Source organism: Flavobacterium sp. OHVDL-2026-0007 (genome assembly GCF_059882335.1).
In genome coordinates this window covers 2,228,847-2,255,263 of sequence record NZ_CM187612.1, presented here as the reverse complement: position 1 = coordinate 2,255,263, position 26,417 = coordinate 2,228,847, and the positions used below count along the sequence as shown (strand labels likewise).

General features: G+C 36.1%; 26 protein-coding genes. 5 read left to right on the top strand and 21 right to left on the bottom strand.

Annotation, left to right across the window (positions count from 1 at the left end):
* Positions 1-61 precede the first annotated feature (61 nt).
* Complete coding sequence (yaaA, locus tag AC51AA_RS08775) at positions 62-820, top strand: peroxide stress protein YaaA (protein ID WP_500705592.1); 759 nt, start codon at positions 62-64, stop codon at positions 818-820.
* A 112-nt stretch (positions 821-932) separates the two neighbouring features.
* On the opposite strand, the gene AC51AA_RS08770 is transcribed toward yaaA, so the two are convergent.
* The 21 genes from AC51AA_RS08770 to AC51AA_RS08670 all read right to left on the bottom strand — a co-directional run bounded on the left by AC51AA_RS08770 (position 933) and on the right by AC51AA_RS08670 (position 20,341).
* Positions 933-2,519, bottom strand: coding sequence for a DHA2 family efflux MFS transporter permease subunit (locus AC51AA_RS08770; RefSeq protein ID WP_500705591.1), 1,587 nt, complete (start codon positions 2,517-2,519; stop codon positions 933-935).
* A gap of 4 nt (positions 2,520-2,523) precedes the next feature.
* Positions 2,524-3,603, bottom strand: a complete 1,080-nt coding sequence (locus AC51AA_RS08765; RefSeq protein WP_500705590.1) for an HlyD family secretion protein — start codon at positions 3,601-3,603, stop codon at positions 2,524-2,526.
* 12 nt (positions 3,604-3,615) lie between these two features.
* Entirely contained in the window at positions 3,616-4,941 is a 1,326-nt protein-coding gene (locus tag AC51AA_RS08760) for a TolC family protein (protein WP_500705589.1), read from the bottom strand.
* Positions 4,931-5,560 (bottom strand): TetR/AcrR family transcriptional regulator, encoded by a 630-nt coding sequence (locus AC51AA_RS08755; protein WP_500705588.1) that lies wholly within the window; start codon positions 5,558-5,560, stop codon positions 4,931-4,933. The genes AC51AA_RS08760 and AC51AA_RS08755 overlap by 11 nt, the downstream gene beginning before the upstream one ends.
* Positions 5,561-5,756: 196 nt before the next feature.
* A complete protein-coding gene (locus AC51AA_RS08750; protein WP_500705587.1) occupies positions 5,757-6,197 on the bottom strand; it encodes a hypothetical protein in 441 nt (146 codons plus the stop codon).
* A gap of 75 nt (positions 6,198-6,272) precedes the next feature.
* Positions 6,273-7,034 carry a tryptophan synthase subunit alpha gene (gene trpA / locus AC51AA_RS08745; RefSeq protein ID WP_500705586.1) on the bottom strand — a complete coding sequence of 254 codons (762 nt, stop codon included), beginning with the start codon at positions 7,032-7,034 and terminating at the stop codon, positions 6,273-6,275.
* Between the two features lie 50 nt (positions 7,035-7,084).
* Positions 7,085-8,266 (bottom strand): tryptophan synthase subunit beta, encoded by a 1,182-nt coding sequence (gene trpB, locus AC51AA_RS08740; protein WP_500705585.1) that lies wholly within the window; start codon positions 8,264-8,266, stop codon positions 7,085-7,087.
* Positions 8,267-8,278: 12 nt separating this feature from the next.
* Positions 8,279-8,902 carry a phosphoribosylanthranilate isomerase gene (locus tag AC51AA_RS08735; RefSeq protein WP_500705584.1) on the bottom strand — a complete coding sequence of 208 codons (624 nt, stop codon included), beginning with the start codon at positions 8,900-8,902 and terminating at the stop codon, positions 8,279-8,281.
* A 54-nt stretch (positions 8,903-8,956) separates the two neighbouring features.
* The gene (gene trpC / locus AC51AA_RS08730) at positions 8,957-9,736 is read right to left on the bottom strand and encodes an indole-3-glycerol phosphate synthase TrpC (RefSeq protein WP_500705583.1); all 780 of its coding nucleotides are present in this window, start codon (positions 9,734-9,736) and stop codon (positions 8,957-8,959) included.
* A gap of 84 nt (positions 9,737-9,820) precedes the next feature.
* Positions 9,821-10,813, bottom strand: coding sequence for an anthranilate phosphoribosyltransferase (gene trpD / locus AC51AA_RS08725; protein ID WP_500705582.1), 993 nt, complete (start codon positions 10,811-10,813; stop codon positions 9,821-9,823).
* 78 nt (positions 10,814-10,891) lie between these two features.
* Positions 10,892-11,458, bottom strand: coding sequence for an anthranilate synthase component II (locus AC51AA_RS08720; RefSeq protein WP_500705581.1), 567 nt, complete (start codon positions 11,456-11,458; stop codon positions 10,892-10,894).
* 11 nt (positions 11,459-11,469) lie between these two features.
* The gene (locus tag AC51AA_RS08715) at positions 11,470-11,916 is read right to left on the bottom strand and encodes a hypothetical protein (protein WP_500705580.1); all 447 of its coding nucleotides are present in this window, start codon (positions 11,914-11,916) and stop codon (positions 11,470-11,472) included.
* A gap of 66 nt (positions 11,917-11,982) precedes the next feature.
* Positions 11,983-13,383, bottom strand: a complete 1,401-nt coding sequence (locus AC51AA_RS08710; protein ID WP_500705579.1) for an anthranilate synthase component I family protein — start codon at positions 13,381-13,383, stop codon at positions 11,983-11,985.
* Positions 13,384-13,680: 297 nt separating this feature from the next.
* Positions 13,681-14,958, bottom strand: coding sequence for a beta-helix domain-containing protein (locus AC51AA_RS08705; RefSeq protein ID WP_500705578.1), 1,278 nt, complete (start codon positions 14,956-14,958; stop codon positions 13,681-13,683).
* Between the two features lie 203 nt (positions 14,959-15,161).
* Positions 15,162-15,728: a YceI family protein gene (locus AC51AA_RS08700; protein ID WP_500705577.1), complete on the bottom strand. Its 567-nt coding sequence runs from the start codon at positions 15,726-15,728 to the stop codon at positions 15,162-15,164.
* A 31-nt stretch (positions 15,729-15,759) separates the two neighbouring features.
* Positions 15,760-16,392: an NAD(P)H-dependent oxidoreductase gene (locus AC51AA_RS08695; RefSeq protein ID WP_500705576.1), complete on the bottom strand. Its 633-nt coding sequence runs from the start codon at positions 16,390-16,392 to the stop codon at positions 15,760-15,762.
* Positions 16,393-16,395: 3 nt separating this feature from the next.
* Positions 16,396-16,860, bottom strand: a complete 465-nt coding sequence (locus AC51AA_RS08690) for a MarR family winged helix-turn-helix transcriptional regulator (protein ID WP_500705575.1) — start codon at positions 16,858-16,860, stop codon at positions 16,396-16,398.
* A gap of 320 nt (positions 16,861-17,180) precedes the next feature.
* Positions 17,181-17,702: a GNAT family N-acetyltransferase gene (locus AC51AA_RS08685; RefSeq protein WP_500705574.1), complete on the bottom strand. Its 522-nt coding sequence runs from the start codon at positions 17,700-17,702 to the stop codon at positions 17,181-17,183.
* 25 nt (positions 17,703-17,727) lie between these two features.
* Positions 17,728-18,207: a DUF6691 family protein gene (locus AC51AA_RS08680; protein WP_500705573.1), complete on the bottom strand. Its 480-nt coding sequence runs from the start codon at positions 18,205-18,207 to the stop codon at positions 17,728-17,730.
* A 10-nt stretch (positions 18,208-18,217) separates the two neighbouring features.
* The gene (locus tag AC51AA_RS08675; protein WP_500705572.1) at positions 18,218-18,787 is read right to left on the bottom strand and encodes a YeeE/YedE family protein; all 570 of its coding nucleotides are present in this window, start codon (positions 18,785-18,787) and stop codon (positions 18,218-18,220) included.
* A gap of 138 nt (positions 18,788-18,925) precedes the next feature.
* Positions 18,926-20,341, bottom strand: coding sequence for an MBL fold metallo-hydrolase (locus AC51AA_RS08670; protein ID WP_500705571.1), 1,416 nt, complete (start codon positions 20,339-20,341; stop codon positions 18,926-18,928).
* Positions 20,342-20,558: 217 nt separating this feature from the next.
* On the opposite strand from AC51AA_RS08670, the gene AC51AA_RS08665 reads away from it, so the two are divergent.
* From AC51AA_RS08665 to AC51AA_RS08650, 4 genes are all read left to right on the top strand, one after another.
* The gene (locus tag AC51AA_RS08665; protein ID WP_500705570.1) at positions 20,559-21,902 is read left to right on the top strand and encodes a cytochrome ubiquinol oxidase subunit I; all 1,344 of its coding nucleotides are present in this window, start codon (positions 20,559-20,561) and stop codon (positions 21,900-21,902) included.
* 2 nt (positions 21,903-21,904) lie between these two features.
* Positions 21,905-22,981, top strand: a complete 1,077-nt coding sequence (gene cydB, locus AC51AA_RS08660) for a cytochrome d ubiquinol oxidase subunit II (protein WP_500705569.1) — start codon at positions 21,905-21,907, stop codon at positions 22,979-22,981.
* Positions 22,982-23,344: 363 nt separating this feature from the next.
* Positions 23,345-24,835 (top strand): arylsulfatase, encoded by a 1,491-nt coding sequence (locus tag AC51AA_RS08655; protein WP_500705568.1) that lies wholly within the window; start codon positions 23,345-23,347, stop codon positions 24,833-24,835.
* A 70-nt stretch (positions 24,836-24,905) separates the two neighbouring features.
* Positions 24,906-26,411, top strand: coding sequence for a sulfatase family protein (locus tag AC51AA_RS08650; RefSeq protein ID WP_500705567.1), 1,506 nt, complete (start codon positions 24,906-24,908; stop codon positions 26,409-26,411).
* Positions 26,412-26,417 lie beyond the last annotated feature (6 nt).

Here is a 26,417-nt window from a genome sequence, read left to right as displayed (position 1 = left end):
ATTTGGATGCGCGTTTTTTAAAAATGCAATTTGTATTTTTGAATTCTACAAAAACGTACAAATGAAAATTGTTATATCGCCAGCGAAATCGTTAAATTTTGAAAAAGAATTACCTACTACTCAATATACTGAACCAACTTTTTTAAAAGAAGCCCGTCAGGTACATAAAGTTTTGAAAGAAAAAAAGCCTTCAGAATTAGGGGAATTAATGGCTATCTCTGAGAAATTGTCTGACTTGAATTGGAAACGCAATCAGGAGTGGAAGACGCCTTTTACATCGGAGAATGCGCGTCCGGCCATTTATTCCTTTGATGGAGATGTATATACAGGTTTGGATGCTTATTCGATTCCAATGGAAAAATTGGAAGTTTTACAAAGTAAATTAAGAATTTTATCGGGCTTATATGGTCTTTTGAAACCGCTGGATCTCATGCAGGCCTACCGCTTAGAGATGGGGACAAAATTGCCAATAGGGGAATATAAAAACTTGCATGAATTCTGGAAGCCAGTAGTTACAAAAGCTTTGAACAAAGAATTGACTAAAGGAGAGTTATTTGTAAACTTAGCCAGTAACGAATATTTTTCTGCAGTAGATGTGAAAGCCTTAAAAGTGCCGGTGATCACACCAGATTTTAAAGATTATAAAGACGGAAAACTAAAAATAATTAGCTTTTTTGCCAAGAAAGCCAGAGGGATGATGGTGCGTTATATCATTGATACCAATGCGGAAACGATTGATGATCTAAAAGGGTTTAACTATGAAGGTTATCAGTTTGACGCCAATCTTTCCAAAGGAAATCATTTGGTTTTTACTAGATAGTAGTCAAAAGTACTGCGCTTGTTGGTTTGATCTAATAAAAGGATGCCAATAAAAAGGCCGAGTTACATCGTAAGATATAACTCGGCCTTTTTGTATAATAGTGCTAATGTCATTAATGCATAGCATCAGCAGGATTGATTTTGTTTTTTCCCTTTTTAATGAAAAAGATAATAGGGATGCAGCATAAAAACATGATTCCTAAATACATGAAAATATCCATGTAGGACATTACAGTACTTTGTTTCATGACGCCATACTCTAAGGCTTGATATGTTTTTTTAAGGGCAACATCTGCCGAATAACCTTTAGCCATAAAGGCTTTTTGCATACCAAGAATACGTTGTTGTACATCATAATTGGCAGGGTCTAAATTGGTCAATAAATTGACTCTGTGTTCTTGACTTAAACGCGTAATAAAAGTGGTAATAATGGCAATACCAAATGAACCACCTAATTGTCTCATCATTCCTGTAAAAGCAGCTCCTTCACCAATGTGTTTCCCTTTTAAAGTAGAAAGCGAAAGTGTTGTAATCGGTACAAAAAGTAATCCTAAACCAATTCCTCTTAAAATTAATGGCCAATACATATGTTCTACTCCAGTGTCTGGCGTCATACGATTGTGCATCATAAAGGTAAAAAAGAAGAAGACCAAAAACCCAAGACCAACCATATACCCTTGTGGTACTCCTTTCTGAATCATATTTCCAACAAAAGGCATCATGATGGCCGTTGTAATGGAACCTGGAATTAGTAACATTCCGGCGTCAGTTGCGGTCCATCCTAGAATAGATTGGGTGTAAATGGGAATAATCAAGGTTGATCCGTATAAACCAAAACCAAGAATAAAACACATTATGGTTCCAATTCTAAGATTTCCATCTTTTAAAACACTTAAATTGACAATAGGATGTTCGTAGGTTAGTTCTCTCCATATGAAAAGTACTAATCCGAGAACCGTCACCACACTTAAAATGACAATCGTTGAGTCGTTAAACCAATCGTCCTGTTGTCCGTGTTCTAAGACAAATTGTAAAGAACCAATAAAAGCGGTTAAGAGTACAATTCCCCACCAGTCTACCTGACTGGCTTTTAATTTTTCTCCGTATTTTGGACTTCTTACAAAGGTAAGAGCCAGAATAGTAGCGATAATTCCTAAAGGAATATTGATGTAAAAGATGTAAGGCCATGAATAGTGATCTACTAAGTATCCTCCTAAAGGTGGACCTAAAGTAGGTCCCACAATCACACCCATACCATAAATAGCTTGCGCCATACCACGTTTTGCCACGGGATAGCTTTCGGTGATAATAGTTTGGGCGGTTACCAGTAAAGCTCCTCCACCCATACCTTGTACGAACCTAAAAGCAACTAGTTCCCATATGTTATTAGCGTTACCACATAAAAAGGAACAGACGGTAAATATGATGATAGAAGCCACAAAATAATTACGTCTTCCAAATTGTTGCGAAAGCCAACTGGTCATCGGAATTACAATTACATTCGCAATAGCGTATGCTGTAATTACCCAAGCCACATCAGTTAAAGTAGCACCAAGACTACCTCGCATGTCTGTTAGCGCTACGTTTACAATAGTGGTGTCTACAATTTCTAACAGTGCGCAAAGTACTGCAGTAATCGTAATGATCACACGTCTATAACCGTATTCTACTAAATCGTCGTCTGCTTGTACTGCTTTCATTATGTTATTTTAAATGTACGTCTACATCAACATTCATCCCTGGTCTAAGTAATTTTACTTTTTCAGGATCGTTTGAAGCATCTAAACTAATTTTTACTGGTAATCTTTGAATGGTTTTTACGAAGTTACCTGTAGCATTATCAGGTGGCAATAATGAAAAACGTGAACCTGTTGCAGGAGAGAAAGAAGTAACAATTCCTTTGAATTCATAGTTAGGATAAGCATCTACTTTTAAACTTACTTTTTGACCAATAATCATTTTGTTTAATTGGGTCTCTTTAAAGTTAGCCACTACCCAAGCTTCATTGTTATTGATGATGTAAAACAAAGATTGTCCTGGTTGTACCAATTGTCCTGGTTGAATATCCACTTTTGAAACTTGTCCATCAATGGCAGCAGTAATGACCGTGTAGCTAAGGTTTAATTTTGCTACCTCTAACATGGTTTGTGCTCTTTTGATGTTAGCAGCCGCTACTTCAGTTTGTTTGTCAGAAGCTTTAGATTTTGACTCAATTACCGTTTTTTGAAACGAACTCGCTCTTTGTTGTTGTTGTAAAACACGTACTTGACTTTCGGCTTCTTCTTTTGCAGCTAAAGCTTGCTCGTATTGTTGTTTGGTAATGGTATGTGTTTTGTATAAGTTGTTGTAACGGTTGTAATCGCTAGTGATTTGTCTCAATCTAATTTTAGCGCTTTCGATAGAACCACCTGCGGATTTCATATTAGCGTCAGAAACCGAGATACTAGCATTGGCACTTCCAATATCTGCCTTTGCAGCTTCATATTGACCTTCGGCACCTAATAAAGCAGCATTCGCTTCATCTATTTTTAATTGATAATCTCTTTTATCGATAGTAAATAAGGTATCTCCCTTTTTTACAAAATCATTATCTTTTACATATACCTTACTAACATATCCAGATACTCTAGGAATAATTGGATTCATTTTTTTCTCGATTTGAGCATCATCTGTTTCTTCGTGAGCTAAGGAGTGTAAGTATTTTGTTACTCCGTATGTTCCGCCCACCAAAACTAAAATGGCAAGTATAATTATGAATTTAGTATTTGTTTTTTTCTTTTCCATGAGAGCTATCGATTATATTTTAGAAAGATTGAATGATTGTGATAATTGACCCGATACGGATAATAATTCGTAATATTTTTGAATAATAGTGGCTTTAGATATAGCGGTATTGATTTTGGCACTTAAGTTTTCCACATCAGCTTCCACTAGGTCATTAGTGTCTGCTAAACCATTGTCAAATTTGTCTTTAACCAGTCTATAGTTTTCTGTAGCTTGTTGAAGCGCTTGATCATAAACCACACTTTGATTGATGGCTAGGTCATAATCTTCAATAGATTTTTGAACTTCAACTTTAATGCGATCGGTTAAAATAGCTTCAGTTGTTTTCGCCTCTAAAGCTTTACTTTCCGCGATTTTTACCGTAGCACTATTTTTTAGAATACCAGACAAATCGTAAGATAAGCCAACTCCAAAATTCATAGCATATCGTACCGTAATGATATCTTTAAGGTCCAGAGCAGTATACCCCCCTAATAAAGCCAGAGTAGGGTAATAACCCGCTTTAGCAATTTTAATGTTGGCTTCAGTTGCTTTTTGTTGTAAACGAATGGCTTCTAAATCTTTTCTGCTTTCGAGAGCCAAAGCATTTGATGTTGGAGCATTAGCCGTTTTTAAATTAAAGAAATCAGGTTCATTAACCGCCAGTTTTATGCTTGAGTCTAATTGTAGTAGAGTCGTTAGGTAAAAATTAATGTTATTGATGTTGTTGTTGGTCTCATCAATAGACAATTGGGTTTTTGAAACCAATAATTGTGCTTTCAATAAATCATTTCTAGGAATGATCCCGTTTTTTTCCAATTCAATAAAATCTTTAACACGCTGCTGGGCTTGTTTTTGATTTTCATTCAAAAGATCTAATGTTTTTTGCGCTTTGTATAAAGCCGTGTAATAAGAGATCACACGCATGGCCACATCTTCTTTTGTTTTAGCAGCGTAGGCCGTTTCCGCTTCGTATAGATTATCAGAGGCTTTGATGCTGTTCTGAATTTTAAATCCAGAAAAGATCGGTAAGCTAAGATTTGCCATAGCAAACATGGCACGATCTGGAGATATCATTGGCTCTGAGCTTGCTTGGTCACCATTGTGCATATCGATCGAAGCTTTTGTCAATCGTTGGTATTGTCCTGAGATTTTTACATCGGGATACTGATGATTTTTAACCTGCTGTAGTTCGTATTTTTTTGAGTTTACCTTAGTATTGGCAAGCGAAACTTCGTTGCTTTTTTCCCAAGCCATTTTAACGGCTTCGTCTAAGGTTAAACTTGTTTTTTCTTGTGCTTCTATTGATGAAATTCCAATAAAGAAAATACCAAAGAGCATTAATTGATTAATTTTCATAAACAAGTAGAGCTTTTATAGTTTGTTGAATGTGCTTAGTAAGGCTAGTTTTAATGTATTCATTATATAAGGTTTCGGTGTTCAAGTTTAGAAGGTCCTCAAAGAAAGGCCTATTCATATGAAAGTGAAAAAAGGTTCCGATAATGGTCGGTGTAATAAGGGGGATGATAACATCTTTTCTAAAAATACCTTTATCTTGACCTTCGGTTATGATACGTTCGACAGATTTAAAGTTTCCTTTTTTTAATTCTGTAAAGGCGATAAAACTTTTTTCTCTTTTTTTGGCATTGAGTTCAAAGTGCAAGACCCTGAAAATTCCTTTGTTACAATTTATTCGGTTAATGTAAATTTCGATTAATTTATTGACTTTATCGAGAGGTTCGAGATTTTCATGCAATAAATTTTCAAGTTGTAATTTTAAATCGGAAGTTTTGTAAAGAATCAAAGCTTCTAGTAATCTTTCTTTGGAACCAAAATAATACGAAACCATGGCAATATTAATTTTGGCATGTTTGGAGATGTCCCGTATTGATGTGCCCTCAAATCCTTTTTCAGAAAAGAGCTTTTCAGCAACTTCCAGAATCTGAATTTTTTTATCGTTTAATTCGATGTTTGACATGATGTGTTTTCTAATCGAGTACAAAATTAAACAAGCGTTTAATTTAAACAGTTGTTTAGTTTTGTTTTAACATAATTTTAACACATGGATTAGAAGGTCTTTTATGTTAAATTATGCTTTTTTTAGGTTTGATTATGGAAATAAAAAAAGCTGAAATAATTATTTCAGCTTTGATTTTTGAATGTTAGGATGTGGATTATCGTCGATATTTATAATCTCGATATAACAGGAATATAATGAAAAATCCAGCAATTAAACCGATATATAGAAGACTTCCTTCTTTGGTTTCATATTCATTCTTATCAATGATAATGGTCCCTTCTTTATCTACTTGAATTAAGTCGATGTTTATGTTTTCACGGTCATTTGCATTGGCTAAATAATAAACTTTTACACGGTCTCCAATAGTTAGTTTTTTTAGTAGATCATCATAGTTTCGGGAGATTCGGTAGATCCCTAAATCTTCATTAAGATCTTTTAATGATATATAAAATACCTTTGCTTTATGTCCTTTACTTCCGTAATGAACATCAATTCCTTTGTCAATTATTATACCTTCAAACTGGTCACACGCTGATAAATCGATATGTTGTTTTTCATAACCAATGTAAGCAACAAAAAAAAATATGACGGACAATAGTCCTGTTGAAATTGAGTTTAGTAAAAACTTATATTTTTTGTTCATTTATTTATGATCAAACGAAAGGTTTCCTTATCTAATTTCTGCAACAAATTCTTTGATTTTACCAGAACCATTTTCGCTTAAATGTTTGATAAAGGCACTTCCGATAATAGCGCCTTTGGCAAATTTGGTTGCTTGATCAAAGGTTTCTTTGTTGGATATTCCAAAACCGATGATTTGTGGATTCTTTAAATTCATATTAGAGATTCTTTCGAAATAACGCTCTTGTATATTTCCAAAACCTGCCTGAGAACCCGTAACACTGGCTGAACTCACCATATAAATAAATCCATTGGATACGCTGTCGATAAAAGCAATGCGATCGTCAGAGGTTTGTGGTGTGATTAAAAACACATTGATTAGACCGTATTTTTCAAAAATAGCTTTGTACTCTTCTGCGTAAACATCAACTGGTAGATCGGGAATAATTAGACCGTCGATACCAATTTCTGCACATTTTTTACAGAAGGCTTCAACTCCATATTGCAACATCGGATTGAAATACCCCATGATAATAAGTGGAATACTTACACTTTGTCGGATGTCTTTTAGTTGGTCAAAAAGAATTTGAGTGGTCATTCCGTTGTGAAGTGCCGCGGTAGAACTCGCTTGGATGGTTGGTCCATCTGCTAAAGGATCACTAAAAGGTAAGCCAATTTCGATTAAGTCAACGCCATTTTTTTCTAGATCCTGAATAATTTGAGCAGTATCATTTAAGTTAGGGTATCCCGCTGAAAAATAAATAGAAAGGATCCTTTTATCTTCTTGTAGTTTTTGAGTTATTCTGTTCATCGTTTTTATTTTTTGTCCTAAAAGCTGTTGAAAGCTTTTAGTAGATTTTTTTATAATTTAAAATAATCGATATAATTGTCTAGATCTTTGTCTCCACGACCTGAAAGGCTGATGACAACAATATCGGTTGGTTTGAATTGTTTTTGATCTAAAACAGCAAAGGCATGCGCACTTTCTATTGCTGGGATAATGCCTTCGAGTTTGGTCAATTGTAAACCTGCGTTCATGGCATCATCATCCGTTACAGAGAAGAATTCTCCACGACCTGTTTGAGCTAAATGCGCATGCATTGGACCAACTCCAGGGTAATCCAAACCTGCAGAAATAGAATAAGGCTCGGTAATTTGACCATCAGGAGTTTGCATCAAAAGGGTTTTGCAACCATGAATAACACCTACTTTTCCTAATTTGCTTGTAGCGGCACTATGTCCACTATCAACCCCTTTTCCAGCAGCTTCAACGGCAATGATACCTACTTCAGGCTCGTGTAAAAAGTGGTAATAAGTTCCAGCTGCATTACTTCCACCACCGATGCAAGCAACCACATAATCTGGATTTTCACGACCTTCTTTTTCTTTTAACTGCCATTTTATTTCCTCAGAAATAACACTTTGGAAACGGGTAACCATATCGGGATAAGGATGTGGTCCAATAGCCGATCCGATGATATAGTGGGTATCAACAGGATTGTTGATCCAGTCACGAATGGCTTCATTAGTCGCATCTTTTAAGGTTCTAGAACCTGAAAGTGCTGGACGAACTTCGGCACCTAACATTTTCATTCTCGCTACGTTTGGTGCCTGACGTGCGATGTCAATTTCCCCCATGTATACGATACATTCCATTCCCATTAAAGCACAAACTGTAGCCGTTGCAACACCGTGTTGCCCAGCGCCAGTTTCAGCAATAATTCGTTTTTTACCCAAACGTTTGGCTACCAATATTTGCCCAATAGTATTGTTGACTTTATGAGCTCCAGTATGGTTTAAGTCTTCTCTTTTTAGATAAATTTTAGTATTGTATTTTTCAGATAATCGCTTAGCAAAATAAAGTGGACTAGGGCGTCCAACATAATCTTTTAGCAATTGATCAAACTCTGCTTTAAAATCAGGCTCGCTTGTTATTTTTAAATAGTTTTGGCGTAATTCTTCTACATTGGGATATAACATTTCAGGAATGTAGGCTCCTCCAAATTCTCCGTAGTATCCTTTTTCGTTGACGTTAAAATTCATTTTGTTTAAATTTTAAATGTTGACAATTTCGAGTTTTCGCTTGAAATTGCTTAATAAGTTTTTGTTTTTTAATCCAGGTTCAATCTCAAATCGGCTGTTTACATCTATGGCGTAAACGGGTAATTTGAGGTCTTTAATAGCGGCTATTTCTTCAATTCCGATTCCGCCACTTAAGAAAAAGGGCTTGTCGGATTTGTATTTTTTTAATAGATTCCAATCGAAGGTGGTGCCGTTTCCTCCAGGTAATTTTCCTTTGGTGTCAAAAAGAAAATAATCACAGAGCGCTTCAAAAGGTTGTAGTTGCTCAAAATCGAAATCTTCTCCAACTGAAAATACTTTTATGATTTCGATTTTAGGGTCAAGCTTGTTTTTTAATTCACCGCAGAATACTGCAGATTCTTTTCCGTGTAATTGAACGGCTTGTAAACCGTGTTGGTTGACTTTTTCTACAATATTGTCAACTGATTCGTTTACAAAAACGCCTACTTTTTTAATCGTTTTAATCAATTCCGGTATAGTGCCATTAAAAAATCGAGCGGATTTCTCCCAGAAAATAAAGCCCATATAATCGGGTAGGAGCGCTCCTACTTCGAGTATATTGTCGGGGTATTTCATACCGCATATTTTGAGTTTCATTTTAGTATTGTTTTTTGACATGATGGATTCAAGGTTTTTAGTCCTGTCCTTTGCCTAAAGCTGTTTAATAAATTCAGTTGCTGCTTGACCTGCGTTGTCCGTTTTCATAAAGTTTTCACCAATTAAGAATCCGGTATAACCGTAGGGTCTTAGTTCCGTAATGGCTTCAACAGAAGAAATACCGCTTTCCGAAACTTTGACAAAATCATTTGGGATTTGAGCCGCTAGTTGTTTGCTGAAATCTAAACTTACTTCAAAGGTTTTTAGGTTTCTGTTGTTCACCCCTATCATGTCTAAACTGGGCATGATTGATTTTTCTAATTCCTCTTGATTGTGGACTTCAAGTAATACTTCTAAACCTAATTTCTTAGCGAATTCAGAGAGTGACTTGATTTCTTCGCGTGTTAAAACTGCTGCAATTAGCAAAATTAAATCGGCTCCAAAAGCTTTGGCTTCTAGAATTTGATATTCATCCACAATAAATTCTTTGCGCAAAAGGGGAATGTTTACACTTGCTCTTGCTAAAAGTAAATCGTCTAAGGAACCTCCAAAATATTTTGCGTCCGTTAAAACTGAAATACCACAAGCACCTGCACTTTCATATCCTTTTACTACTTCCTCTACAGTGAAACTTTGATTGATTACGGATTTTGAAGGAGAACGACGTTTGTGTTCAGCGATAATACCCGTTGAACTTGTTTTTAGTTTTTGACTTAAAGAAATGGTTTCTCTTCCAAAAAACACTGAACTTTCCAACTGTGAAACTGGAATGATGGATTGTTTAAGAATGACTTCTCTTTTCTTGTCAATGATGATTTTATCGAGGATATTCATTTTTAGTTGTTTAAAGTTTTGTTTGTCTACGTTTTAAAAATGATCATTCTTGCTAAGCATTTTAAAACGTATGGATCAAACTATTTATTTGCTCAATTCTTGTAATGTTTGCAAGGCTTTTAATCCTTTTCCTGAGAATAAGCTTTCTTTGGCTAATTCAAATCCTTCTAGAGGGGAACATTTAGTAACAGTTGCTATGGCCATTGCGGCATTGGCGCAAACCACATTGTTCTGGGCTTGATTTCCTTTTCCAGAAATGATATTGGTGAACATTTCAGCGGATTCTTCAATGGTTTTCCCACCTTCTATATCGGTTTGTGCTAAAAGAGAAACGCCAAAATCAGTTGGATTTAACATGCCTTCCATTGAACTGGTAATAATCTTCGTTGGTCCCGTTAACGAAACTTCATCATAACCGTCTAGTGAATGTAAGATCGTAAAATTCACCTCGGTGTTTTGGTATAAATAAGCATACATACGGGCTAATTCCAAATTGAATACCCCTACTAGTTGATTCTTAGGAAACGATGGATTAACCATTGGACCTAACATATTGAAGAAGGTTTTTACCGCTAATTCTTTTCTTATGGGGCCCACATTTTTCATGGCAGGATGGAATAGGGGAGCATGCAAAACACAGATACCTGCTTTGTCGATGCATTTCTCGATAAAGGAAGCATCATTACTGAATTTGATTCCCATTTTCTCCATCACATTGCTTGATCCAGAAATAGAGGAAACACCATAGTTTCCGTGTTTGGCTACTTTTATTCCCGCTCCAGCAGTTACAAAAGAGGCCAGGGTTGAGATGTTGAAAGTATCTTTTCCATCACCACCCGTTCCACATAAATCGATAGTGTTGTAGGCAGATAAATCTACTTTGATGCACAATTCTAATAAGGCTTCACGGAAACCTGAAAGTTCATCAATGGTAATGCTTCGCATCATAAAGACGGTCAAGAATGCCGAAATCTGACTTGGATTATAGCTTCCACTTGAGATATTAATCAATACCAATTTGGCTTCTTCTTTTGAAAGTACTTCGTGGTTGATTAATTTGTTTAATATATTTTTCATTCTTTTTTTAAGGTGCTAGAGTTCTATGGAACTCAGTGGCTATGTTTTTTTACTGTAAGGAAATTGGGAGTGGTTAAACTAACTCTTGATCCAGTTCTCTAAAATTCTTTTTCCATTTGGAGTCAGTACACTTTCTGGATGGAATTGAACTCCTCTTACGTCAAAAGTTTTGTGTCTTAGTGACATAATTTGACCGTTTTCATCTACTGATGTAGCTTCTAAGGCTTCAGGTAGATTACTATCCACTACCCATGAGTGATAACGTCCGACTTCAAATTCATCTCCTAAACCTTCAAATAACAGTTCATCTGTCACTACGGTTTTTACCTTTGTTGCTACTCCGTGATATACTTTATCTAGGTTGGAAAGTGTTCCTCCAAAAACTTCTCCAATGGCCTGTTGACCTAAACAAACCCCTAAAATACTTTTGGTTGATCCATATTTTTGAATCACCGCTTTTAATAAACCTGCTTCATCTGGAACTCCAGGTCCTGGTGAGAGTAATATTTTATTAAAAGAGGCTATTTCTTCAATATCGAATTCATCGTTTCTGTATACCGTAACTTCGCAGTTTAAATCTTCTAGATAGTGAACTAAATTATAAGTAAAACTATCGTAATTGTCTATAACTAATATTTTTTTCATGATTTCTGGGTCTATTTTTCTCGAACGTATTTTTCAACTATAATTCGATTTACTCCTAATTTTTCTATTTTTTCAATTCCTTTTTGAATCAATGTGTCGCTTTTAATTTTCACTACAAATTCAAATTTATTGTTCTCCCACTGACGGTTATTAAAATATTCTAAGTTTTCGGTATAAATGCTATCCTTTAAGGTGTATTTCCCACCTCCTCCAAAGAAAACCGCTGTGCTGTCTTTTCCGTTATTCAAGTCATGATTAAAAAAAGCAAAATGAGAATCATTAATTATTTTAATCATTTTTGTTTTAGGATTAAACGTGGAAAAAGTAGAATCTTTCTCCGTTGTTTCTGCCGAGATCAGACGCCAGGTTCCTGTTAATGCAATCGATTTTGAATCGTTTTTTGGTTGACATGAGGCTAAAAGTACCAAAGCGATAAAAAAAGGAATGTAATTTTTCATAGTTTTTGTTTTTAGTTTAGTGTTCGTTTTAGTTGTCAGTTTTGTGGGCTGAAGAAAAGAGGGCTGTTATATTTTCTCAGCCATTTCTAAAGCCGTATTTAAAGCTCTTAACTTATTGTAAACTTCTTGCATTTCGCTTTCCTCATCAGAACTGGCTACAATACCGGCACCTGCTTGAGAATGCAATTGATGATTTTTACTTAAGAAAGTTCGGATCATAATGGCATGGTTAAAATTGCCTTCGAAATCCATGAACCCAATGGCTCCTCCATAAAAATTACGATTGGTTTTTTCGTAATCCTCAATTAGTTGCATGGCTCTGTGTTTGGGAGCTCCACTTAAAGTTCCCGCTGGGAAAGTGTCTGCTACCACTTGCATAGTGGTGGCTTTTTCGTGTAATTGACCTGTTACTTTGGAAACTAAATGGATGACATGTGAGAAAAATTGAACTTCTCTGTATTTCTCAACATTCACATCATGACCGTTGCGGCTCAAATCATTTCGAGCCAAATCCACTAACATAACGTGCTCGCTATTTTCTTTTTTGTCTTCCGAAAGCTCTTTGGCTAAAAGGGCATCACGCTCATCATTTCCTGTTCTTTTGAATGTTCCAGCAATAGGATGAATTTCCGCTTTTCTGTTTTTTACAATAATTTGCGCTTCAGGTGAAGAACCAAATATTTTGAAATCACCATAGTCAAAAAAGAACAAATAAGGAGAAGGATTGATACTTCGCAAAGCGCGGTAAACATTGAATTCATCCCCTTTGAAACCTTGTGTAAAACGACGAGATAAAACCAATTGAAATACATCACCACGGAAGCAATGTTTCTTGGCTAAAGCCACATTGTGTTTGAATTCTTCATCGGTTAGGTTGGAGAATCCTTCTCCTTCTTTAGTAAAGCTGTACGATGCAATATTTCGAGATTGTAACAATTGTTCAATTTCTGAAATATTGTTTCTTGAGTCTAAGCTGTGACAAAAAATATAAGCTTCATTTTTAAAATGATTGATGGCAATGATGTTTTGGTAAACCGCATAATACACATCAGGAATTGCCGTGGCAGTGTCTTTTTTTGCAATAGATACCTTCTCGAAGTAACGAACAGCATCATAAGAGATGTAGCCAAATAAACCATTGTTGATGAATTTAAAGTCGTTTTTCTCCGATTTAAATTGACTAGAAAAATTTTGAATTACTTCAGGGATATTTGTAGTCGCATCAATAGCACTAGTGGTTGTAGTACCATCAGGGAAAGTTTGTGAAATCGTTTCATTTTCGATTTTAAATGTGGCAATTGGATTGCAACAGATGTACGAGAAACTATTGTCATTTCCGTGATAGTCACTACTTTCTAGCAATAAACTATTTGGGAATTTATCTCTGATTTTGAAATAAACACTAACTGGTGTGATAGTGTCTGCCAGAATTTGTTTGTAGTGTGTGTTGAGTATAAAAGGTTTCAATGTATGTAGTTTTTTAGTTTTTATAATAATTTCGTTTCAATTAGGACCAAAAAAAAAGGCTTGTCGTGATGACAAGCCTTTTATATTTATAGTTTTACAATACCATAGGAAGCTCTGTTCACGACGTTTGACGTAAATTCTTCCACCACCAAGTATTGTTTATTATTGTTTTCATATCTTATTTTGATGTGACAAAGATATAAAGGTATTTTGAATTACAAGACATAAAAAAATAAAAAAATCTTTTTTAAAATCAGAATTTTGTTAAATTAAGGCGAGAAGTGCTTTTGTAAAGGCTTAATTGCCAATAGCAATCGTGTTGTTTTGTTTGGTTCTGAAATCAGGATTTGTTTTGATAGTAGGCAAGTTAAATAAATCGCTGTTTTTAATAGCAGTAGTTTCTAAGCCGAAAGTAGGATTACTAAAATAGTTATTGAGCCCTTGATTGTTGCTGTTCGATTCACTAGTAATGCTGCCATTGCAATTGTTGATGATTATGTTTTTAAGTTTAATCTTGGCTAAATTGACCTCCCCGTTTCCTATATTGACTTCTAGTAATGCAAAAGGACTAAAACCCGAAACCACACTACTGTTTAATTCAAAGAAGGTATTTTCCTTGACATAGATAGACTCACGAACAAGTCCTTGATTGTTTTCTTCCAAATTAACTAAGGTGATGTTGCTGGCTTTGATACTGGTCAATTTTTTGGTCATATCGGTGTTGCCAATTTTATCATAGGAATCGACTTCAAAACATCTGGAACCGGAAACATCTGATGAAAAGGGATGGCGAATGGCAATACTGTTGTTTAGGTTGCATTGAACACCTTGGGTAAAATCGAAATCGTCATCTGTTGTTCGATACGAAATGAGGTTGTTCATATTGAGTTCTCCACCATAACACTCAAAAGAATCATCGTTGGAATAACTAATTTGAATATTGCTCAATACGGTTTTTCTTCCTACACCTGCTAATGAAAGACCGTTAAGTTCTTTTAAAGCACTAAGTTTTCGCCCAGAATACTCGATTCTCACGTATTTTAAAACACCAGAATTATCCTCAAGATCTTGACCTCCATAATGATTGAGCATCGGTTCAAAATCAAAAGGTAAGATGTGAATCCCGCCTATGGTGTTGATAGGGGCCTTTCCTAAAAGAACAATTCCACCCCAATCTCCTGGTCTTCTTTCGGATATGTCTTTGTTGGAAGTGAAAATAATGGGGTCTGTTTCCAAGCCTTCTGCCATGATTTTTGCGCCGTTGGTAATCACTAGTGTTCCAGTGGTTTTATCATCACCACGTATGACCGTTCCCGGTTCAATGGTTAAAACAGCGTTATTGGTGACATAAACCACGCCTACTAATTGATAGGTATTTCGCTTGAGTAATTTGGTGTCTTTGCTGATTGTGCCGACCAAGATATCTGTTGCTTCGTTGTATTCGGTATTTGCAGGTTTGAAATTGGTCCAATTGCTCATCCAGTTGGTGTCGCCAATGATGCCTTTTGGCTGCTGTGCCTGTAGATAAAAACTGCTTAATATACTTAGAATAGTAAAGTGTAATGTTGTTTTCATAACGATGGTTTTGATCTGTAGTTTTGGATTTTTTAACAAACCAAAAGTAGAAGTCCAATGTTAATCAAAGCGCTATTACCTATTATGAAAGGGTTATTTTAAGATTAAGAATGTTATTTTTATGAAAAGTGAATGTAAAAAAGAACCCCAAAAGTATGCACTTTTGGGGTTTGTGGAATATAAGAATTAGTAAGTCTTAAATATTAGAATTTTAAAGCTACAGCTAATTCGAAATCGTCATTGATAGTTTTGTCTCCTAAGTTTTCGAAGAAATTACCAGAGTTGTATTTGATATCGTACTTAGTTCTGTCTACTTTGAATGCAGTAGTAGCTGTATTTTCATTAACAGTAATATCTAAAGTTACTGGTTTAGTGATTCCTTTGATTGTTAAATCAGCAGTTACTGTATAAACATTAGTTGCTTTAGTTTTAATCGTTTTGAAAGTCAATTTTGCAGTTGGGAATTTGTCAGTTCCAAAGAAATCGTCAGCTTTTAAGTGACCGTTTAATTTTCCTTGGTATTCTCCAGTTAAATCAGTTGCAGTTAAAGAAGTCATATCTACTGTGAAAGTTCCACCAGTTAATTTTTTCCCTTTGAATACTACAGCACCGTCTTTAAAGTTTACAGTTCCAGAGTGCTCTCCAGTTACTTTTTTACCTACCCATTTGATAGTACTTGCTTTTGCGTCGATTTTTTTAGTTTGTGCGTTTACTGAAACGCTAGCTACTGCTACGAATAATGCTAATGCAATTGTTTTTAAATTCTTCATGTTGTTAAAATTTGATTGTGTAAATAAATGATTATAGAGTAATAAATAAATCTTCGTGTGATTTTCTAACTTTTTTATAATGTTGAGTAGTATCCTCTTCATGTCTGTAACCTACAGTTGCGATTACCGAAGCGTTTAAACCTAATTTGTCTAAACCTAAGATTTCATTAACCGCTACAGCGTTAAATCCTTCCATTGGTGTAGCATCAATTTTTAATTCAGCAGTAACATTTAATAAGTTACCTAATGCTAAATACGTTTGTTTTGCCGTCCAGGTATTTTTGGCATCGTTAGGTAATTTTGCAATTGTACCTTTCATCATGGCACTAAATCCTTCTAAGGCTTCAGTAGGAACACCTCTTGTTTGGCTAATGTTTTTAATATAATCGTTTACAGCCTCATCTCCAAGATTCAAGTCGTTTGCGAATATAAATAAGTCAGATGCATCGGTGATTTGTTCTTGTCCGTAAGCTGCTGCTTTTAATTTTTCTCTTATTTCTGGATTAGTAACGATAATTACTTTATAGGGTTGTAATCCATAGGAAGAAGCGCTTAGTCTAACGGCTTCTTTTAATGTTTTTAAATCTTCAGTTGATATTTTTTTTGTCGCATCAAATCTTTTTGTTGCGTATCTCCAATTTTGATTTTCTAAGAAATTACTCATAATTTAATTTTGTTTATGTGTTCTGTATTTTTCTAATAATTGATTTAATAATTCTAAGTCTTGAGGACTTAAATTCTCTGCAAATTCACGCTCGTGCTCATTTACTTTAGGATCTAATTCCTGTAAGATGTCCAATCCTTTTTGGGTAATTAAGACTTCTATTTTTCTACGGTTATCAGGGCAAACATTTCGGGTAACAAAATCCTTCAATAATAATTTGTCTACTAATCGGGTGGTATTACTTGTTTTGGCTAACATCCTTTCCTGAATGACGCACATATTGGCCGGATTTCCTTTTTGTCCTCTTAATATTCGTAACACATTGTATTGCTCTACTGAAAGATCATACGGTTTGATCAACTCGTTAAAATGATCTTGAATCACATTTTGCGTGTACATGATATTGAGAATAACTTTTTTCGAATTATCCATCTTAACTGTACTTTTTATAACTTCTTCAATTGTCATAGTCGTAAGTGTCTAATTTGTATATACAAATGTAGTATCTTTTTACTGTTGTATATACAAGTGTTGTGTTAATTTTTAGTTAATTCTGTTTAAAAGGCTGTGTTTGCTGTCAAGTAAGGCTTGATAAACGGTATTAAAATTAAGATATTTTAGGGTTTAAAGAGAAGATTAGTAGTGATTTAACTATTTTTTAAACTAAAGGATGTCGTTGTGTAGGCTAATGAGGAAGGTTGTGGTATTAAAAAACGAAACCCAACCGTTTTTTAAGAACTGTCGGGTTTGATTTTGTATTTAGAAAAGTATTGTTTTTGTTCTAGCCGTTAGCGTAGCGTTTTTTCGTATGCTCTTCGAGCTGCACCTCTAAAAAACACTTCACCACAATAAGTGTATTGAAGCTTTTCTAAAATTTTCAGCATCGGAACATTATCAAAATTGGTATCTACTTTTATACTGTATATTTTGTTTTCGAGGCATAAATCTTCCAAATGTTTAAAAAAATGGGTGGCAATACCTTTGCCTTTTGTTGCGCTAGAGACGGCAACACGATGTACCACAACATAAGGGCCATCGGTCAGCCATTGACCTTCTATAGTGTCATAAGCGGGTTCTTTGTCGAAGATAATAGCGGCATAAGCCAAAATTTCTTCTTCACCAGTTAGGACATAGCCGTAACCATTTTCTATATCGCTTGCAATGCTTAATGGATTAGGATAGCCATCTTGCCATTGGGAACTTCCATCTAGTCGTCTTTGTTCGATAGCATCTTGTAGGATGGTCCAAATAACAGGGCTATCTGATGAAGTTGCTTTTCTTAAGATAAACGGTGCTGTAGTATTACTCATTTTTTTAACGTATCGCTATTGAATATTAATGAGGTAATTTATCTTTAATGAAACCATAAACCCAGGTTCCTAAAATGGCACTCAGTAAAGTGATTACAATTACCGTAACTCCAGTTCCAATTTGAGCAAATAAAGGACCAGGACAAGCTCCTGTTAGCGCCCAGCCAAATCCAAATAGTAAACCACCGTAAATTTGTCCTTTGTTAAAAGTCTTAGGTTGGATTTCGATTTTTTCTCCGTGGATGGTTTTGATGTTGAACTTTTTGATCAATTGAACTGATATAAGACCAACTGCAACGGCGCTTCCAATTACACCATACATAAAGAAGGATTGTAATTGAAACATTTCTTGAATACGAAACCAACTAACGATTTCGGCTTTTACGAATATGATTCCAAAAATGATTCCGACTAACATATATTTTAGGTTAGACAATCCGGAATCTTTCAATTGACTTGCGTTGATTCCTTCTGTATCTGTATTTTTATTTTCTAAATTATTCATTTTTGAAATTTTAAAGTGAAAGGATATAAGGTAAAATCAAATTGGCCATAATAAATCCACCAATCATAAAACAGATGGTAGCTACTAATGAAGGCCATTGCAAGTTTGAAATCCCCATAATGGCATGCCCGCTAGTGCATCCTCCAGCGTAACGTGTTCCGAAACCAACTAAAAATCCACCTACGACAATCATAATAAAGCCACGAAGTGTGAATAAACTTTCCCAAGAAAAAAGTTCTTTGGGTAATAATCCAGCATGATCCGTAATACCGTAAGTTGCCAATTGTTCAGAGAGTTCTGGTGTAATTACAACGGGATTTGGATTAGCTAAAAAATGAGCAGCGATAATTCCGCCAAGGAAAATTCCGAAAACGAAAAATAAATTCCAGCTTTCTTTCTTCCAATCGTATTTAAAAAAGGAAATATTCGCTGGTATGCACATGGCGCAAATATGACGCAATGAGGAACTGATTCCGAATGATTTGTTTCCGATGATTAATAATATAGGTACAGTTAATCCAATTAATGGACCTGAAACGTACCAAGGCCAAGGTTCTTTTAGAATATCTAGTATACTCATTTTTGAAATTTTAAATTTTAGTTACAGACTTTACCAATTCAAGGATTTTTGGTCATTAAAGGGGTAAGCCCTGTCTGCTGTTTTTATTAAGTGTTTGTGCTTTTTGTTGTACTTTGTGATCTCTAAGAAACAAAAAAATTACTTTAAAATCTTACTCTGACAAACAAAATCTGATTTTGGAATATCCGTTTTTAAAATGGCACCAAAGCCTCCTTCGATTTCTGTAAAGTTTCTAAAACCACGAGCCTGTAAAATAGAAGCGGCGATCATACTGCGATATCCAGCGGCACAATGCAGGTAAAAATGCTCGTTTGGGTTAATGTCTTTTACCCATTCATTAATAGAAGCCAATGGCTTGTTATAAGCCTGATCAATATGTTCGGCGCTATATTCTGTTTCTTTACGAATGTCGATGACCTTGCTTTTTTCGCTTTCAAATTCGCTTTCAAATTGGGCAGCTGAAATTCGGTTCACCGTATCAATTTCAAGACCGGCTTTTTGCCATGCTTCAAAACCTCCGTCTAGATGTCCGATAATGGAATCAAAACCAACACGGCTCAAGCGTGTTACGGTTTCTTCTTCAAGACCTACTTCGGTAATCAATATAATGGGTTGTTTTACATTGGCAATTAAAGTCCCCACCCAAGGAGCGAAATCACCATTGATTCCAATATTGATCGATTGAGGAATAAATCCTTTATAGAAATCACCATTTCTTCTAGTATCAAGAATTAGGGCTCCAGTTTCTTCAGCTACAGCTTCAAAATCTTCAGCTTTAATCGCTTTCATTCCATTGTGTAGAACGGTTTCAAAACTCTCATACCCGCCTTTGTTCATCGCTACATTCATACTGAAGTAAGCAGGAGGAGGCAATAGTCCATCGGTAACTTCAGTGATAAATTCGGCTTCGGTCATGTTCGCACGCAAAGCATAATTAGTGGCCTTTTGATTTCCGATAGTAGAAACGGTTTCTTTACTCATGTTTTTCCCACAAGCACTACCTGCGCCATGGGCAGGATAAACGATGACAGCATCAGCCAAAGTCATGATTTTATCTCTTAGAGAATGAAATAAAATTCCAGCCAATTGTTCTTGTGTCATTCCAGCGGCTTTTTGAGCTAAATCTGGACGACCTACATCGCCAATAAATAAAGTGTCTCCAGAAAAAATAGCGTGATCGTTTCCGTTTTCATCAATCAATAAATAAGTGGTGCTCTCCATAGTGTGACCTGGAGTATGCAAAGCTTTTATGGTAATATTTCCAACTTTAAATTCTTGCGCGTCTTTGGCAGTGATGCATTCGAATTCACAAATAGCATTGGGTCCGTATACAATTGGCGCTTGCGTTTCTTTGCTCAAATCAATATGGCCGGAAACAAAATCAGCATGGAAATGGGTTTCGAATATATATTTTAACTTTACCTGATCACGTTCTAAACGATCCAGATAAGGTTGTATCTCTCTTAATGGATCGATAATGGCAGCTTCCCCATTTGAAGTGATATAGTAAGCACCTTGGGCTAAACATCCGGTGTAAATTTGTTCAATTTTCATGATAAGAAATCTAAAATAATGTTTTGCAAAGGTAAGTCTGTTTTTTGGGAAAATAGGTGACTAATGTTACACAAAATCGTTTTAGGAAAAAAATAACAGTGGCTATTTTGGCTGTTTAAAAGTTTAACAAATATCGGCGCATAAATTATTTTTAAAGATCAGTTGTTCGAGTTTTAATGGGTAAATTTGTGGGAATTCAAGAATAAATTACGACTCTATGGAAGAAATGCTTTTTTACGACCGAATGCAATTCGCCTTCACCATTACCTTTCACTATCTTTTTCCACAACTGACAATGGGGCTTTCGCTGATCATTGTTTATTTCAAATGGAGATACCTACGAACAAAAGAAGAACAATACAATCACGCTACCCATTTTTGGATGAGAATCTTCGCTTTAAATTTTGCGATGGGTGTGGTAACGGGGATTCCGATGGAGTTTCAATTTGGAACCAATTGGGCAAAATTCTCCGAACTAACAGGAGGGATTATTGGGCAAACTTTAGCCATGGAGGGGATGTTTTCCTTTTTCTTAGAATCCTCATTTCTGGGTATATTCTTGTTTGGAGAAAAGATACTTGGACACAAATGGCATTTTGTAACGGGTTTGTTAATTTGCATTGGTTCCTGGGCCAGCGGCTATCTGATCATCGCTACCCATTCTTGGATGCAAAATCCTGTAGGATACGAAATCCTTGAAAACGGGAGATTTGTGTTGACCAATTTCAAAGCTTTGTTTTTAAATCCATGGTTGTGGCCTTCTTATTTGCACAATCAGGCAGCTTCTATGGTAACGAGTTCATTTGTTGTAGCCGGAATTGGGGCTTTCTATATTCTGAGTAAAAAGAATATTTCTTTTGGAAAGTTATTCGTTAAAACGGGTGTTATTTTTGGGTTGATTTCCAGTATGATCGTGGCTGTGCCAACGGGAGATTTACTGGCTAAAAATGTAGTCAAGTACCAACCGGTAACTTTTGCGGCTATGGAAGGGATTTTCCATACCGAAAAGAAAGGTTCTGAGATCGTTTTAATTGGGCAACCCGATGTAAAAGATAAAAAACTAGACAATAAAATTGCCGTTCCTAATATATTGAGTTTCTTAACGTATGGTAGTTGGCATCAAGAAATTAAAGGATTGGATCAGTTTGAAGAAGATCTGCATCCTACTAACATTTCCGGATTGTATTATGCCTATCACATTATGGTGGGATTGGGAACCATATTTATTGGTTTGATGGCCCTAGCAGTTTTCCAGCTTGTTAGAAAGCAGTTATTTGAGACTAAATGGATTTTATGGTCGCTGATGTTTATGATGCCATTTCCTTATATCGCCAACACTACTGGTTGGTACACGGCAGAACTAGGGAGACAGCCTTGGTTGGTTTATAATTTATTACGCACTGCCGAAGGAGCATCGCCAACAGTCTCATCAGGGAACACCTTATTTACCCTATTGGGTTTTATAGGATTGTATCTTTTATTGGGAATGCTGTTTCTGCTTTTGGTTGGAAAAATCATTAATAAAGGACCTCACAATGGAGGTATAACTGAAAATATATAAGTATGGAGTTTTTTTGGTACGTTGTGTTAATGGGAATCCTAGCGGTGTATATCGTTTTGGATGGTTACGATTTTGGAGCAGGAATTATTCATTTATTTTTTGCTAAAACAGAGAAAGATAAAAAAGCAATTACAAGCGCAATTGGTCCCTTTTGGGATGCCAATGAAGTTTGGATTATCGCTGCTGGTGGGGTTTTGTTTTTTGCGTTCCCTATTTTATATGCTTCTTCATTCAGTGGATTTTATTTGCCACTGATCATGATTTTATGGCTGCTGATTTTCCGTGCCATTGGACTAGAAATGAGAGGCCAAGTGCATCATCACATGTGGGAAGCCATTTGGGATAAGGCTTTTGGAATTGCTAGTTTGCTTTTGGCTCTGTTCTTCGGAATTGCTTTGGGGAATATTGTTCGCGGTGTTAATCTGGGCATGGTAACCAACGGGGTTTCCACACAGGAAGCGCATTATTTCTTTTTGCCTTTATGGAATCCAACCTTTAGTCCGCAAGCCAATGAACTGGGCATTATCGATTGGTTTACAATCTTTTTGGGCATTGTAAGTGTGGTAGCTTTAACCATTCATGGAGCCAATTGGATTATTTTTAAAACCAATTCTTCGTTGAATACCCAACTTAAAAATGTGGTTTTTAAACTCAATATTGTTTTATTGGTTTTAGTGTTCATTTCCTTGCAGGTCTGGCATTTTATTGAACCACAACCGTTTCATAATTTTATAGAAAATCCTATTCTTTGGTTTTTTCCTCTATTGACTTTTGTTGGACTAATCGGATTGTTTAAAGTACGTTCTTTCAAAAGAGACGGATACGGATTTTTATTTTCTTCCTTGTTTTTGGTAGGGGGATTTGCTTCCACAGCGGTATCTATTTTTCCGAATGTATTGCCTTCAACTAATAATGTAAATCCGTCTTTGACCATCTACAATACCGCTGCCGGCCAATATGGATTGAATGCTGGAATGAGTTGGTTTTTTATTGCTTTGTTTTTGGTGATCGTTTATCTCATCGTACAGTATCGCGTTTTTAGTGGTAAAATGGATGAGATTGGATATGGAGAGCATTAGATAATAGGGATAGGCTTTTTATAGAAATGATAGATTTAGACAGTCAGATCGCGCCTATTAAAGATTTAAGCCTTACTCAAAGTAAGGCTTTTTTATTAAATTATTGTGGGTGTACTATTATCGTGTTTTTTGTGATTACAGATGGAGTGTAAGGAGTACTGTTAATTAACTGGTAGGTATTTTTTGTTTTCGTCACTAATAATGCAGTATTTTGGAAAAAATCACCTTTAAGAAGATCGTTTGTTAGATTACTGTTTTAGTGGGGAATTCGAAAACTGTTAGTGGTTGATTTTTAGTAGTTTGTGAGCCAAAAAGGCGAAAGATAAATTTTTTTCTTAAGGATAGTAATTCATTTATTAGCATATGAAAGTAGTCAATAGAAATAAAATAATGACTTTATTAGTCAGCTGTTTGCTTAGTAGCGTGGTCTACGCTCAGCAAAAACCTAACATCATTTACATTTATGCGGATGATATGGGCTATGGAGAATTGGGTAGTTATGGTCAGGACAAAATAAAAACGCCTAATTTAGATCAGATTGCCAAGGAAGGAATAAAATTCACCCAGCATTATACGGGGGCACCTGTTTGCGCTCCTGCTCGTTGCATGTTAATGACCGGTAAGAACAGTGGACATTCTTATATCCGAGGGAATTACGAGTTAGGGGGCTTTGAAGATGAGAACGAAGGAGGTCAAATGCCATTACCTGAAGGTACTTTCACCATTGCCAAGTTGATGAAACAGGCCGGTTACGTAACAGGAGCTATTGGTAAATGGGGCTTAGGGATGAACGGAACTACTGGTGATCCAAACAGCCAGGGTTTTGATTATTTCTACGGTTACCTGGATCAGAAACAGGCGCATAATTTTTATCCCACTCATCTTTGGGAAAACGGAAAATGGGACACTTTAAATAATCCGTACATATATGTGCACAAAGCATTACCTAAAGATGCTCCCGATGCCGCTTTTGATGCCTTCAAAGGGAAAGACTATTCGGTAACCAAAATGGGGGATAAAACTATAGAGTTTATCGCGAAAAATCAAAAGAAACCCTTTTTCTTGTATTTGCCTTATACGGGTCCACATGTATCGCTTCAGGCACCGGACCAAGCAGTGAAGCAGTATATTGGACAATTTGAGGAGAAGCCTTACCGAGGTGAAAATGGCTATGCTTCCACCTTGTATCCAAAATCTACGTATGCGGCGCTTATTACTTATATGGATCAACAAGTGGGACGTATTATGAAACAGTTGAAAGAGCTGGGATTGGATAAAAATACCATCGTGATGTTCTCTAGTGATAATGGTGCTACTTTTAATGTTGGTGGAGCGGATACGGACTTTTTTAATAGTGTTGGAGGTTTAAGAGGAAAAAAACAAGATTTATACGAAGGTGGAATCCGTGAACCCTTTATTGCCCGTTGGCCAGGTAAGATTCCTGCTGGAAAAGTGACCAATCATATTTCGGCGCAGTATGATTTGATGGAAACCCTATCGGAAATCACAGGGGTAAAAGCCTGGAATAATAATGGCGTTTCCTTTTTACCAACACTACTGGGGAACGATGTTAAACAAAAGAAACACGACTATCTTTATTTTGAATTTCCTGAAAAGGGCAGGCAAGTAGCTGTTCGAATGGGAGATTGGAAAGGGGTTAAGAGTAACATGAAGAAAAATAAAAATGCTCCTTGGGAAATTTACAATCTTCGTACCGATGAAAAAGAAACCACTGATGTTGGGGTAGAGCATCCAGAATTGGCCAAGCAATTCGAAGAGATCGTCAAAAAAGAACATCAGGCTTCTCACATTAGAGATTGGGAATTTATAAACCCAAAGTTTTCTGAAAAGTAAAATAAAAAAGAGTAAGGCAAAGACTCGTTTCAAAAGTCTAGTCATATACCAATGAATTAAAAATTACACAATGAATAAAATCGTATGGGTACTGATAAGTTGTTTGTTAACGAATGTCATGTTGGCACAACAGAAACCCAATGTTATTGTTATTTTAACGGATGATTTGGGTTATGGTGATTTAAGTTGCTATGGCGCAACAAAAATTAAAACCCCTAACCTTGATAGGCTGGCCAAACAAGGAGTTCAGTTTACTAATGCGCATTCGACTTCTGCTACCTGTACGCCTTCTCGTTATGCGATGTTGACCGGTCAGTATCCTTGGCGAAAAAAAGGTACGGGAATTCTACCAGGGGACGCCGCTTTGATTGTACCGACGGATCAAACTACTTTAGCATCCTTGTTTCAAAAAGCAGGTTACCAAACCGGTATAGTGGGTAAATGGCACCTAGGATTGGGGACTAGTTTAGAAAAAGAATGGAATGGGGAATTAAAACCAGGGCCTAATGAAGTGGGATTTGATTATTCTTTTATTTTTCCCGCTACTGCAGATCGTGTACCTACGGTATTTGTCGAAAATCATAAGGTGGTAGCCTTGGATCCGTCCGATCCAATTTCGGTGGATTATAATAAAAAGGTGGGCAATGATCCAACAGGAAAAGAACATCCTGAATTATTGAAAATGCATTCTACTCCTGGACAAGGACATAATAATACCATTGTAAATGGTATTGGCCGAATTGGTTATATGAGTGGAGGAACTAAAGCACGATGGACCGATGAAGAAATGCCATTGACTTTTCTATCAAAAGCAGAAGAGTTTATCCAGACCAATAAAAGCAATCCCTTCTTTTTGTACTATACCTTAACCGAGCCTCACGTACCGCGTATGCCTTCGACAATGTTTAGAGGGAAAAGTGAGATGGGCCTTCGTGGAGATGCGATTTTGCAATTAGACTGGGCAGTAGGAGAAATTATGAAGCAGCTCGAATATTTAGGTATCGCCAAAAACACTATTATTCTTTTCAGTAGTGATAATGGCCCTGTAGTGGATGATGGTTATCAAGATGAAGCCGTAACCAAACTAAATGGACATAAACCTGCCGGTGTTTTACGTGGTGGAAAATACAGCCTATTTGAAGGAGGAACAAGAGTGCCTTTTATAGTGAGTTGGCCAGGAAAAACCAAACAGGCAGTTTCAGATGCCTTAGTAACTCAGCTTGATTTAATGCGCTCTTTTTCTAAGATGTTGAATGTTAAATTGGCTCCAAGTGAAGCTCCAGATAGTGAAGATATGTTGGATGTGATGTTAGGGAAAACCTCAAAGGGCAGAACTGTTTTGGTTCAGCAAGGGGTAGGATCACTTTCTATTGTTCAAGGAAACTGGAAATATATCGAGCCCAATAATGGACCTGCGATGGATATGGGAACCAATACAGAATTAGGCAATAACAAACAGCCGCAATTGTACGATTTACAGGCTGATTTGGGTGAAAAAAATAATCTTGCCGATCAATATCCAGCCAGAGTAAACGAGCTAGCCCTTTTATTGCAAAAGATAAAAGATAAAAAGTAGCGGCAG